General features: G+C 66.5%; 10 protein-coding genes. 2 read left to right on the forward strand and 8 right to left on the reverse strand.

Going from position 1 to position 13,108, the window contains the following annotated elements; translation table 11 throughout:
* Window positions 1-2: 2 nt before the first annotated feature.
* The 7 genes from NLM32_RS31590 to NLM32_RS31620 all read right to left on the reverse strand — a co-directional run bounded on the left by NLM32_RS31590 (window position 3) and on the right by NLM32_RS31620 (window position 9,356).
* Complete coding sequence (locus NLM32_RS31590) at window positions 3-656, reverse strand: response regulator (RefSeq protein WP_254132638.1); 654 nt, start codon at window positions 654-656, stop codon at window positions 3-5.
* A complete protein-coding gene (locus NLM32_RS31595; RefSeq protein WP_254132639.1) occupies window positions 653-4,216 on the reverse strand; it encodes a PAS domain-containing hybrid sensor histidine kinase/response regulator in 3,564 nt (1,187 codons plus the stop codon). Before NLM32_RS31595 ends, NLM32_RS31590 begins: the two co-directional genes overlap by 4 nt.
* 196 nt (window positions 4,217-4,412) lie before the next feature.
* Window positions 4,413-5,903, reverse strand: a complete 1,491-nt coding sequence (gene mctP, locus NLM32_RS31600) for a monocarboxylate uptake permease MctP (protein WP_254132640.1) — start codon at window positions 5,901-5,903, stop codon at window positions 4,413-4,415.
* The gene (locus tag NLM32_RS31605) at window positions 5,893-6,069 is read right to left on the reverse strand and encodes a DUF3311 domain-containing protein (protein WP_254132641.1); all 177 of its coding nucleotides are present in this window, start codon (window positions 6,067-6,069) and stop codon (window positions 5,893-5,895) included. Before NLM32_RS31605 ends, mctP begins: the two co-directional genes overlap by 11 nt.
* Before the next feature lie 470 nt (window positions 6,070-6,539).
* Window positions 6,540-7,421 carry an MlaD family protein gene (locus tag NLM32_RS31610; protein ID WP_254132642.1) on the reverse strand — a complete coding sequence of 294 codons (882 nt, stop codon included), beginning with the start codon at window positions 7,419-7,421 and terminating at the stop codon, window positions 6,540-6,542.
* Between the two features lie 16 nt (window positions 7,422-7,437).
* Window positions 7,438-8,220, reverse strand: coding sequence for an ABC transporter ATP-binding protein (locus NLM32_RS31615; protein WP_254132643.1), 783 nt, complete (start codon window positions 8,218-8,220; stop codon window positions 7,438-7,440).
* Between the two features lie 2 nt (window positions 8,221-8,222).
* The gene (locus NLM32_RS31620; RefSeq protein WP_254132644.1) at window positions 8,223-9,356 is read right to left on the reverse strand and encodes an ABC transporter permease; all 1,134 of its coding nucleotides are present in this window, start codon (window positions 9,354-9,356) and stop codon (window positions 8,223-8,225) included.
* A 134-nt stretch (window positions 9,357-9,490) separates the two neighbouring features.
* Between NLM32_RS31620 and dgcA the strand changes: the two genes are divergently transcribed.
* Window positions 9,491-10,486: an N-acetyl-D-Glu racemase DgcA gene (gene dgcA, locus NLM32_RS31625; RefSeq protein WP_254132645.1), complete on the forward strand. Its 996-nt coding sequence runs from the start codon at window positions 9,491-9,493 to the stop codon at window positions 10,484-10,486.
* Here the strand turns inward: dgcA and NLM32_RS31630 are convergent.
* Window positions 10,456-11,652: an MFS transporter gene (locus NLM32_RS31630; protein ID WP_254132646.1), complete on the reverse strand. Its 1,197-nt coding sequence runs from the start codon at window positions 11,650-11,652 to the stop codon at window positions 10,456-10,458. The two genes, dgcA and NLM32_RS31630, sit on opposite strands and share 31 nt — an antisense overlap.
* Window positions 11,653-11,727: 75 nt before the next feature.
* Here NLM32_RS31630 and NLM32_RS31635 point away from each other — a divergent pair, with 75 nt between their 5' ends.
* Window positions 11,728-13,059: a hypothetical protein gene (locus tag NLM32_RS31635; protein WP_254132647.1), complete on the forward strand. Its 1,332-nt coding sequence runs from the start codon at window positions 11,728-11,730 to the stop codon at window positions 13,057-13,059.
* The last annotated feature ends 49 nt before the right edge of the window (window positions 13,060-13,108 follow it).

A 13,108-nucleotide genomic window follows, 5' to 3' on the forward strand; every position in this document is an offset into this window, starting at 1 on the left:
CGTCAGGTTCCCCCGGGCTGCCCGAACGACAGCCGCTCGGCCAGGACAGCGGCCTGGGTCCGCGAGCCGACACCGAGCTTGCGCAGGATCGTCGAGACATGCCCTTTCACGGTCTGCTCGGCGATGTCGAGCTCGCCGGCGATCTGCTTGTTGAGCTTGCCCTCGACAATCATCGCGAGAATGCGCAGCTGCTGCGCCGACAGCGAGGCCATGCGTGCGGCAAGCTCGACATCGGCGCTCTGGATCGAGCCACGGCCGCCGGCATTCGGCGGCATCCAGATTTCGCCGGCGAGGATCTTCGTGATCGCATCCGCCATCTCGGGAAGGCCGAGCGATTTCGGGATGTAGCCGGATGCGCCATAGGCGATGGCGCGGCGGATCGTGGCGGCGTCCTGCCGGGCCGAGATGATCGCAACCGGCACCGTCGGGAACTGCGCCGACAGAATGAACAGCGCGGCAAATCCCTGGATCCCCGGCATCGTCAGGTCCCACAGGATGAGGTCGATCTCGTCCGACTGGGCCGAGAGCACGCCCACCGCCTCGTCAAGCGACTGGCAGGCGATGATGTCGAGATCGGGCAGCACGGTCGACAGCGCGCTGCGCAAGGCGGCCTGCACCAGCGGATGATCATCGCCGATAAGGATGCGCATGGTCACGCCGAGGCGACTCCCTGTTTCGTCCCGAACTGCCGGCTCAGGGCTTCGTTGCCGAGGAAGCGCCGCAACGCCGCCGGCTTGACCGGCTTCGACAGGACCTCGCAGCCGCGCGCCCTCGCCGCTGCGCGCACGGCCTCGCTGCGATCTCCGGTGACGACGAGCGCGCAGATGCCGCGTCCCGACTTCTGCCCGAGATCGTCGAGAAAGTCCAAGCCGGTGCGCTCCCCGTCGAGATGATAGTCGACCAGCACGACGTCGGGCGGGCTTGCCGCAGCCACAGCCATCGCGCTGGCGGCATTGGTGGCGACCAGCACGCGATGGCCCCAGCCGCCGAGCAGCGCCGTCAGGCCGTCGAGGATCGTCGCATCATTGTCGAGACACAGGATCGTCAGCGGCCGCTCCGCCACCGCTGGTGCCGCTGTCGCCGCCTTGCGCTGGAGCGGCGTTCCCGGTCCAGGCGCCAGCGGCACCGTGACGGCAAAGCATGAGCCCTGTCCCGGGCGCGAACGGACATCGACACGATGCGCCAGCAGCCGCGAAACGCGATCGACGATCGCGAGCCCCAGGCCCAGCCCCTTCTCCGATCCGGGCGCCAGGCGCTGGAACTCCTCGAAGATGCGCTTCTGATCCGCTACGGCGATGCCTATGCCGGTATCCCAGACCTCGATGCGCAGATCGCCGCCGCGGCGCCGGCAACCGAGCAGGATGCGTCCCTTGGATGTCTCCTTGGGCGTGTAGCGCAGCGCATTCGACAGCAAGTTCTGCAATATCCGCCGCAGGAGATGCGGATCGCTGCGCACCGCGCGGTGACAATCGACGACGCGGAAGACCAACCCGCGCTCGCGCGCCATCGCGGAAAATTCCACGTTCAACTGCACGAGGAGATCCGCGATCGGAAAGTCGAACGGCTCGGCGCGGACGGCGCCGGCATCATAGGAGGAGATGTCGAGCAGCCTGTCCAGCACGTGCTCGGTCGAGCGTAGCGCCGTGATGGCGCTGCCTGCCAGGGTGCGCTCCTTCTCGGCCGCGCCGGCTTGCGAGGACGCATGCAGGCTCTCGTCGAGCGCCGACAGGAACAGGCGCGCCGCGTTCAGCGGCTGCAGCAGATCGTGGCTCGCCGCCGCCAGGAAGCGGGTCTTGCCGAGATTGGCCTGCTCGGCCTCCGCCTTCGCCTGCTCGAGTGCCTCGGTCCGCTCACGGACGCGCAGCTCGAGGTCCTCGTTGGCGTGCCGCAGGGCTTCCGCGGCGCGGTGACGCTCGGTCACGTCGGTGTAGGTCGAGACGTAGCCGCCCTCGGCAGCGCGATCGTAGACGATCTCGAGCACGGTGCCGTCCGGCCGCTTGCGCTCGTAAAGATAAGGCCAGCTCTGCGTGGCGACGTCACGATTGACCAGGAGCGCGGCGAATTCGGACGCGGCGTATTCGCCGCGCTCGACGTTGAAAGCAATGAGCTCCGCGAGCGAAAGGCCGACGCGCACGAAATCCGGTGGCAGGTCGAGCAGCGCGATGAACCGCCCGTTCCACGCCGTGATGTTGAAATCGGCGTCGAAGGCGCAGATGCCCTGCGGCACGCTCTCGAGCGTGCTCTGCAGCAGGCTGCGGTTGAAGCGCAGGGCCTCCGAGGCCTCGTCCAGCATCGCCATCGCCGCCCGGCGCGACAGCGAATGCCCCTCCAGCGAGGCCGCGATCACCACGCGCGCCGAGGCCGCGCCGATCGCCCCGGCGAGAAGATTCTCGGTGAATCGGATCGAGTCGAGATCGACCAGGCCCGATGGATCGAGGCGCGGCCCCGTGCCCGAGACGCGCGCCGCGAGATAGCCGTCGAAGGCTGCCGCGCCGCGCTCGGCACCGACGAAGCGCCGCGCGAGCGCACGAAGATCGTCGAGCCGGATCACCACGCGTGAGGACAGTTTTGGCACCGTCTCGCGGACGACACCATCGGCAAACGCCGCGGCCTGGTTGCGCTCGACGGTGGTTTGCCGCCCCAGCACCGAGAACACCAGGAAGCAGACGAGGTTGGCGGCCAGGCTCCACAGCGTCGCATGCGAGATCGGATCGAGCCCTTCGAGGCCGAACAGCGCGTTCGGCTTGAGGAACGCGAGCTGCCACGGGCCGGCGCGAACGACCTCCTCAAAGGCGGGCCATAGCGGTGCGGCCGAGGGAAGCAGCAGCGTATAGGCCCAGATGAAAAATCCGGCCGCGATCCCGACCGAGGCGCCGATCTTGTTGGCACGCTGCCAGAACAGGCCTCCGACGAACGCCGGACCGAATTGCGCAACCGCAACGAACGACAGCAGGCCGATCACGGTGAGCGGATAGGCCTGGTTGACCAGGCGGTGCATCAGATAGGCCAGCAGCAGGATGCCGAGGATCGAAAGCCTGCGCACCGTCATCAGCACCGAGGTCACCGGCCGGCTTTGCGCGCGCAGACCGAAAAAGCGCGAGCGCAGCAGCAGCGGCATGATGACGTCGTTGCAGAGCATGGTGCTCAGCGCGACGGAGGTCATGATGACCATGCCGGTGGCAGCCGACAGTCCGCCCAGAAAGGCGATCAGGCTGACGGTGCCGGCATTCGCGGCAATCGGCAGCGAGATGACGTAGGTGTCGGGGTCCATCATCGCACCAAACCTCGTCAATCCGGCGGCGGCGATCGGCAGGATCAGCAGGCTGAACAGCGCGAGATAGGTCGGGTAGAGCCACGCTGCGGTGCGCGTGTGGCCCGGGCTCTCGTTCTCGACAACGGCGACGTGGAACGCCTGCGGCAGGCACAGGAAGGCGATCGCCGAGATGGTGATCGTGGTGGGCCAGACCGGCTGCGCGGGATCGAAGGTCAGGATATTGGCCAATTGCGGATCCGAGGCGAACTGCGACACCAGCGCGACCGGTCCTCCGGACAGACCGAACAGCACGAACAGCGCGACAACGAGGAATGCGACCAGCTTGACCACGCTCTCGAAGGCGATCGCGAGCATCAACCCGCGATGATGCTCGCTGGCGTGGACATGCCGGACGCCGAACACGATCGCGAAGAGCGCCATCGACGCGGCGACGCCGAATGCGGAGTCCTGCCAGAACCGCAGCGCCTCGCCGCCCGCGCGCTCGGGCTGGAGAATCAGGTAGTCGAAACTCTTGCCGACGGCCTTGAGCTGAAGCGCGATATAGGGAAGCACGCCAAGCAGCGAAGCGAGCGTCACGAAAGCCGCAAGCACCTGGCTCTTGCCATAGCGCGCGGCGATGAAGTCCGCGATCGAGGTGACGTTCTGGGCTTTCGCGATCGCGATCACCTTGGACAGCAGCGGCTGGCCGAACAGCAGCACGAGTGTCGGGCCGATATAGATGGTGGCGAAGTCCAGCCCGCTCGTGGCGGCACGGCCGACCGATCCGTAGAAGCTCCACGAGGTGTTGTAGACCGCAAGCGTCAGGCAGTAGCTGACGGCCGCCGCCCCGGATCTTGGCGAAACCAGCGGTCCGTCCACGCTCCGCCGATCGCCCCACCAGGCAATCAGGAACAGCGTGGTCACGTAGCCAGCCGCGACCGCGAGAACGAACCACGCCTGCAAGACATCCTCACTCGAGATCGATCCGCGCGCCCGTGGACGGGTCCGGAACGTGGGCGGATACTAGAGCGTTTTCCAGCGAAGTGGACACCGGTGCGCGTAAAGAAAACGCGTCAAAACAACAATCTGGAGCTTTCAATCCCGGAGGGCACGCTTGGGATTGGCGGCCGGATGTCCGGCCGCCAATCAAGGCCTGCGGTCAGGCCGCCTCGCGCGACACCCGGGCCTGCGGCAGGCCCTTGAGCACGAGGTTGACCACGACGGCGACCACGATGTTGAGCGCGAGCGCCAGCACCCCGGTGTAGATCGCGACCTTGCCGGCACCGAAGTCGATGCCGTGCAACGGCTTCAGCCCGTCCGACCAGGCCAGCCACGATCCGCCTGCGAGGCCGACGGCCCAGCCGGCCAGCAGCGCGGTGCTCGAGAACCAGTTCAGATAGAGGCCGAACACCAGCGCCGGAAGCGTCTGCAGGATCCAGAGGCCCCCGAGCAGCTGCAGGTCGAGCGCGAACTGGGTCGGCATCAGCAGGATGGCGAGCAGCGCGCCGACCTTCACCAGCATGGAGGTGATCTTGGCGACCTTGGCCTCGCCTGCCGGCGTCACCTTCGGATCGATCCACACCTTCCAGAAATTGCGGGTGAACAGATTGGCCGCACCGATGCTCATGACCGCCGCCGGCACCAGCGCGCCGATCGCGATCGCTGCGAACGCAAAGCCTGCGAACCAGCTCGGGAACAGCGTCTTGAACAGCTCCGGCACGACGTCGTTGTTGCTCGCGAGCTTGAGCCCCGCCGCATGGCCCATGTAGCCCAGCAGCGCGAGCAGGCCGAGCAGCAGCGTGTAGGCCGGCAGCAGCATCGCATTCTTGCGAATGGTGTTGCCGCCGGAGGACGCGAAGATGCCGGTCAGCGTGTGCGGATACATGAAGGCGGCGAGCGCCGAGCCCAGCGCCAGCGTTGCGTAGGGCACGATCTGCGCCGGCGCCAGCAGGATGCCGCCCGAGCCTTTCGCCGCGAATGCGGCATCGGCCGCCGTGAAGATCGCGCCGTAGCCGCCGAGCTTGGACGGCACGATCGCGATCGCGGCGATCACCACGATGTAGATCATGATGTCCTTGACGAAGGCGATCAGCGCCGGCGCGCGCAGGCCCGACGAATAGGTGTAGAGCGCCAGCACCAGGAACGCGAGAACGAGCGGTACCTCGCCGGTCAGCCCCAGCGCCTTGATCGCCACTTCCATGCCGATCAGCTGAAGCGCGATGTAGGGCATCGTCGCCAGCACGCCGGTTGCGGCAACGGCAAGCTCGAGCCCACGTGAACCGTAAGCGCCGCGCACGACGTCGCCTGCGGTAACATAGCCGCGCTCCTTGGCGACCTTCCACAACACCGGCATCACCGCGAACACGAAGGGATAGACGATGATGGTGTAGGGCAGCGCGAAGAATCCGTAGGCGCCGACGGCGTAGACCAGCGCCGGCACCGCGATCACGGTGTAGGCGGTGTAGAAGTCGCCGCCGACCAGGAACCAGGTGATCCAGGTCCCGAACTTGCGGCCGCCGAGGCCCCACTCGTCGAGATGAGCGAGCGTCTCCGGCTTGCGCCAGCGCGAGGCGACGAAGCCCATGCCGGTGACGAGGATGAACAGGGCGAGGAATACGGCAAAGGCCGCGCTATCGACATTAGTCAGCACGGCGCACGCTCCTGTAGACGATGTAGGTGAGCAGCGAGGTCAACGGCACCCAGGCGAGCTGGTACCAGTAGAAAAATGGGAAGCCGAACAGAAGCGGCTCCCGGACGTTGTAGAACGGCACGATCATCAGGCCGATGAACGGCAACAACAGCAACAGACGTATCACGCTCTCTCCTCCCCTGTGAGTGAAGTCGACGCGCTTTTCGTGAAGCGCACCTTGAGCGCGATATAGCTGACATCGCCCGCCAGCCCCTCCCCCTACCTTGGCTCGGCCGGACCCCCATACTTTCGTATCGCTGCCCGGGTTGGAGCGGAGATCGCGAATAGCGAGTGGCGAATGGAGACGGAGGCCTTGCGGTCTCAGCCTTTGTTCGAGCTTGTCATTGCGAGGAACAATCGTAGCTCGCATGGAGCGGAATGCTGGAAAGGTCTCGGATTGTGCTCCGCTCCAATCTCTCACCGTCACCCTGAGGTGCGCGCTCAGCGGCGCAACCGCGCCGCTGAGTAAGCCTCGAAGGGCGACGGCCCGGCTGCATCGGGGCCGCGCATCCTTCGAGGCTCGCTACGCTCGCACCTCAGGATGACGGGACCATTAGCGAAGTCGACACGACGAGGAGTGGCCCGTGGACCACACGCCTACTGCCGCCTGCCGCTCGCGGCCGGTGCCGGCTTCGGCGCCTCGGCCGGCGGGGGCGCTGCTGCCGGTGCGCTGTTGCTGGCGCCGAACAGCACCCGGGTCGGGTTGCGGTCAAAATTGTTCACCGCGCGGCTGATGTCGCCGAGCGTGCGGCGGCCGTCGGTCATCAGTGCACCGGAGCGCTTGTCGAAATCCTCGGCGAGCTCGCGGATCGACTTGACGGTCAGGAACAGCTCGCCGCCGTCCTTGCCGCCGGCGAGCGTGTTGAGACCGAGCATGAGGTTGTCGGCCTTCAGCATCACGCCATCGACCTTGGCCATCACGCCGTCGATCTTCTCGGAGTTGCGGGCGAGCGAGTTGGTGAAGGTCTCGAGGTTCTTCAGCGAGTTCTTCACCGACTCCTGGTTGTCGGCGACGATCTTGTTGATGTTCTGCAGCGTGCCGCGGATCGCCTCGGTGACGTCCTGGAGCTTGTTGGGATCGGCCGTCAGCGTCGGGATGCCGTCTTCGTCGAGCGGCGGCGGCGGCGCCGCATCCTCGCCGCCCTTGAGCGAGATCGCGGCAACGCCGGTCAGGCCCTGGAATTCGAGGCCCACGAGGGTGTCCTTGCGAAGCGGCGTGTTGTTCTCGATCATGGCGAGTGCGACAACCCGCCTCGGATTGTCGAGCTTCACCGAGACCACTTCACCTACCCGGATACCGTTGAAATTGACGCTGCCGCCGTTGCGCAGGCCCGCGGCCGGGCCCTCGAACACGACGCGGAAGGGGCTGCGCTGCTTGGTGGTGTGCAGCGACTGGAACCACAGCACGAAGCCGATCGCAGCCGCGAGCACCGCCAGCGTGAAGGATCCGATCAATACGTAGTTCGCCCGCGTTTCCATCAGCTGCTCCGGCACCTCAAGTCACGACCGCGCGGGCGCGCTTGCCATGGAAATACTGCCTCAGCCAGGGATGCTGCGAGGCCTGCATGTCGGCGATCGACCCTGCAGCAATGATCTTACCGTTCCCTAAAACGGCGATCCGATCGCAAGCCGTGTAAAGGCTGTCGAGATCGTGGGTTACCATGAAAACGGTCAGCCCCAAAGTCCGCTGCAGCGTCCTGACCAGATCGTCGAAATCACCGGCGCCGATCGGATCGAGGCCCGAGGTCGGCTCGTCCAGGAACACGAGATCGGGATCGAGCGACAGCGCGCGGGCCAGTGCGACGCGCTTGATCATGCCGCCGGACAGCTCCGAGGGAAAGCGCTCGGCCACTTCCGGCTTGAGACCGACCATGGCGAGCTTGGCCATGGTGATCTCGTCCATCAGCCGCTGCGACACGCGAAGATATTCGCGCATCGGAAACTGGATGTTCTGCCGCACCGTGAGCGAGGAAAACAGCGCGCCCTGCTGGAACAGCACGCCCCAGCGCCGCTCGACGTTACGGCGCTGCGACGTGTTTGAGGAATCGAGGTCGACGCCGAACACTTCGATGGAGCCCGCGACCTTCGGGACGAGGCCGATGATGGTCCGCGTCAGCACCGATTTGCCCGCGCCCGACGGGCCGACAAATCCCAAAATCTCGCCGCGCTTGACGTCGAGGTTGAGGCCGTCGAGCACCCGCGTCGCGCCGAACTGCACGGTGATGTCGCGGACGCGGATGATGGGGTCTTGAATCGCGTTTTGAGTTTCTTGCGCCATCGTCACATTCCGATCGAGGCGAAGAAGATGGCGAACACGCCGTCCATCACGATGACGAAGAAGATGCCCTTCACCACCGAGGCGGTCGTGTGCTGTCCGAGTGATTCCGCGCTGCCCTGCACGGCGAGGCCCTCGACGCAGGCGACGATGCCGATCACCGCGGCCATGACGGGCGCTTTCACGATGCCGACGATGAAATGATCGATCGAGATGGCGTCGCGCAGTCGCAAAAGAAACGCCTCCGGATCGACGCCGCCATAGAGCCAGGCGACGAGCCCGCCGCCATAGAGCGCAGCCATGGCGCCGAGGAAGGCGAGGATCGGCAGCGCCAGCACCAGCGCCAGCATGCGCGGCAGCACCAGCACCTCGATCGGGTCGAACCCCATGGTGCGCAGCGCGTCGATCTCCTCGCGCATCTTCATCGAGCCGAGCTCGGCGGTGTAGGCACTGCCCGAGCGGCCGGCGACCATGATCGCGACCAGCAGCACGCCGATCTCGCGCAACACCAGCACGCCGAGCATGTCGACGACGAAGATGTCGGCGCCGAAGCGGCGGAAATGGAAAATGCCCTGCTGGGCGATGATGCAGCCGATCAGGAACGTGATCAGCACGATGATCGGCACCGCACGCCAGCAGACCTGCTCCATGTGATGCACGGTCGAGGTCAGGCGAAACGAGCGCGGATGAATGAGCACATGCGCGACCGCGGCGAGCACCGCGCCGAGCATGTCGATCAGGCTCGCGATGGTGCCGCCGACGCCGGCGACGGCGCGGCCGATCTGCTCCAGCATGCCCGAGATCGTGATCGTGCTGCTGTCGACCACCGGGGTCGCGCGGACCCGGCGCACCTCGTCCACGAGGCTCGAATAATTCGCCGACAGCCCGGCGATCTGCGCCTCAACGGCGCCTTGGGTCAGGCTGCGGCGCAGCCGCTCGATCAGCCACGCACCGAAGGTGTCGAGCTTGGCGACCTCGGAGACGTCAATGAAGATGCTTTGGGAGCTGCCGGCGAGCTTCTCGGCGTCGGCCACCATCCGCTCCAGCACCGGCGCGAAGCTCGCGGTCCAGGTTCCGGTGGCGCAGAGGGCCAGCGCGTTGCCTTTGGCTATCCGTTCCAGCTTCGGATCGCCGTTCAAGATATCCGCTCCCGTGCCGGGGCGGAGGAAATCAGATAGTTGCGCACGCGCCCTTACCCAGAAAAGGTATCCCCAACTGGTTAACGTTAGTTGCTAGAGGTAACCAGCAGGTTCAGATTTCGCCAGAGTTCAAAATGACTTCCAGCAAAGTTCCAGCCCTCGCCGCACGAATCGAGCGGTTTCCCATCGCCGGCAGTTTCACGATCAGCCGGGGCGCCAAGACGGAAGCGGTGACAGTTGTGGCCGAAGTGAGCCGAAACGGCCTGATCGGCCGTGGCGAGTGCGTGCCCTATCCCCGCTATGGCGAAACGCCCGAGGCCACGCTGGCCGCGGTCGAGGCCATGCAAGCGGCCGTGGCGGGCGGCCTGACGCGGCAGGCCCTCCAGGCCGCCATGCCGCCAGGAGCTGCCCGCAATGCGCTGGATTGCGCCCTGATCGACCTGGAGGCCAAGGCGGCGGGCCTGCGGGCCTGGAACCTGCTGGACCGCCCGATCCCGGGCGAGCGCACCACGGCCTACACGATCTCGCTCGGCACGCCCGAGGCCATGGCGGCGGCGACTGCGAAAGCGGCGCGCCGGCCGCTACTCAAGATCAAGCTCGGCGGCGACGGCGACCCGGAACGGATCGCGGCCGTGCGCAGGGCTGCCCCCGAGTCCGAGCTGATCGTGGACGCCAACGAATCCTGGACCGAGGCCAATCTGGAAGCCAACCTCGCCGCCTGCGACGCCGTCGGCGTCACCCTGGTCGAGCAGCCGCTGCCGGCCGGCAAGGATGACGCGCTGGCGCGGATCAAGCGGCCGCTCGCGGTCTGTGCCGACGAGAGCGTGCATGATCGTGGTTCGCTGGCGCCCCTGCGCACGCGCTACGACGCGGTGAACATCAAGCTCGACAAGACCGGTGGTCTCACCGAGGCGCTCGCCATGGCCGATGCAGCGCAGGCACTCGGCTTCGAGATCATGATCGGCTGCATGGTCGCGACCTCGCTGTCGATGGCGCCCGCCATGCTGGTGACGCCGCAGGCGCGCTTCGTCGATCTCGACGGACCTCTGTTGCTCGCGCGCGATCGCGATCACGCCCTGCGCTACGACGAGAGCCTGGTCTATCCGCCGGACGCTTCGCTCTGGGGCTGAGCGATGAGCCGACGCCGCGCCGCCCAGATCAGAAGCGCGCCGGCGGCTGCCATCGCCGCCATGACGTAATAGAGGCTGTCGCCGATGTGGGCGTAGATCGCGCCTGAGGCGATCGAGCTTGTCGCGCCCACCACTCCGCTGCACGCGGCATAGTAACCCTGCCCCCGCGCAATCTGATGCGACGGCACGCGCTGCACCAGCAAATTCATGGTGCCGACGATGGTCATGCCGAACGTGAGGCCGTGTGCGAGCTGCGCGATCGTGAGCAGCGCCAGCGGCGGCTCCTGCGCCGTGACGATCCAGCGCAGCACCGCGCTGACGCCGCCGATCGCCATCAGCGATGACGGATGCAGCGAGAAGCGCGGCGACAGCGCGAACACGACGATCTCGGCGATCACGCCCAGCGTCCAGAGTCCCGCGATGGTGAACCCGCCGAGCCCGTGGGCCTGCCAGCTGATCGCCGAAAATGAGTAATAGGCGGCATGACTGCCCTGGATCAGCGCGGCCGAGATGATGACCAGCCAGAAGCCGGCATCGCGCAGCAGGGCATTGCCGCCATGCTTTTCCGCGGTCCTTCGCCTGACATCGTCGAGCGGCTGGAGCAACAGGCCTGTGATGGCCGCAACCAGAGCCCATGCGACGATGATCCAGATCAGCTCGCGCGTGGCGATGCTGTCCACGAGATAGCCGCAGGCGAGTGCGCCGGCGGCGAAGGCTGCCGAGCCCCACAGCCGAACTGGCCCATAGTCGAAGCCGTAGCGAATGACGCCGCGCAACGCGTACGCATCCGTCAGCGGGACGACCGGCGTCCACACGATGCAGGTCAGCGTATAGAGCAGGAGCAGTGCCAGCGGCTGGTCCTGCAGGCCGACCAGCGCAAATCCCGCCGCCGTCGCGACGACCGAGACCATCATGCCGGCTCGAATCGCATGGCGCTTTTCAGCAAAGGCGGTTGCGTAGGGCAGCGTGGTGAAACGCGTGATCCCCGGCAGCGCGTTGATGATCCCGATCCAGGCCGCATCGACGCCGACCGCCTTGAGCCAGACCGGAAAGAACGGCAGATGCGTGCCCGACACCGCGAACACGGCCGAGTAGAACAGCGCGAGACGCACGGCGAATCGCCGCTTGACGGATGTCGCGATGGGGATTTGTGATTCGCCTGCCATCAAACCAATTGCGATTCGGTCGATATCGTGGTGATCGTTACAGTAACGCGCACTGATTTGCGCGACGAGATTGTCATGGCCAACGAAGCATTCGCCCTCTCGCCCATGTCTGCCCGCGCGGCCGAGCCGAACGAGCAGGATTACGACGCGATCCGCGAAGCTTTCATGGAGACCGCGCGCGGCCGCTGGTTCCTCGGCGAATACGCCAAGCGCAACCGCAATGCCGACACGCGCATGGTGCTCGACGCGGTCGCCAAAATCGAAGAAACCCTTGCAGCACAGCGACAACCCGTCGTCGAGGACCGCCTCCCCGAAGCGCTGGTCGCGATCCGCCGTGCCATTGACGACGCAGAAAGCGCCGCCGCCAAGGCGTGCGATCCGACGGCGCTCGAGGCAAGCCTCGCACCGATCCCCCGCGGCGTGCGCATCATCAAGGAGATCTCCTGGCGCTGGCGCGAGATCGGCGCCGACGGGCGAATCTGCGACTTGATTGATTCGCAGCTCGCCTCGATCGAGGCGGCCTGCGCGCAGATTTCGACCATCGACCCGCGCGGCGACCTCAAGGCCGCCTTCGATCTGCTCAAGGACCGGGTCGAGCAAACCGACGCTGACGGCGACGCAGCGCCGCAGGCCGCGGTGCGGCCGGCACCTGCGCAGGCCACACCGCCGGTGGCCGAAGCGCCCGCCGCGATGGCGAGCGAAGCACCCGTGGGTTCTACGGAGACGCCACAGGACATCGCGGCCGAGGCCGTCGATGACGCGAGCGGCATTGCCGAGAACGCGACGATGGACGTCGCGATCGGACCCGAGATCGCCGAAGGCCACGTCGCCGTCGAAGCCAGCCTTGCTACGGTCGAGGACGGCCTCGCCGATCCCGCGTCTGTCGCAGAGATCACGGACGAGTTCTCGCTCGATGCCGCGGCGGAAGCCGAGGATGAAGCGATACTCGACGCCATCGCGCTGGAGATGGCCGCGCCCGATCCGGAGTTCGACGCGATCGTCGAGCCCATGGAGATGGAAGCGGCTGCGCCTGTGCCGATGGTCGCGGAGGTCGCCGAGCCGGTCGTCATGGAGGCGCCGATCGCGCCACATGTCGAGGAGCCGGTCGTCGAGGCGCCGGTTGCCGAAGCACCGATCGCGATGGAATCGCTCGCGCGCCTCACCGATGCCATTGCGGAAGCCGCGGCTGAAGTGATGGAGCAGCCGGCCCCCGCCATGGCGGCCGCGGCGACATCCGGCGCAGCACCGACCGCGTCGCTTCCGATGCCGTCCCCCCTGCCCGAACCCTCGCTCGGCGCCACCATTCTCGCCAGCGGCATCGTGCAAAAGCCCCGCGCTGCGGCCAACGACGCGCTCGCACCGATCCGCCGCATGACCCAGGCCGAGAAGATCGCGTTCTTCTCGTAAGCCTCTCGCACTCCCTCCATCGTCCTCGTGAGCGCAGCGAAGCGGTCTC

Source organism: Bradyrhizobium sp. CCGUVB14 (genome assembly GCF_024199935.1).
GTDB lineage: Bacteria > Pseudomonadota > Alphaproteobacteria > Rhizobiales > Xanthobacteraceae > Bradyrhizobium.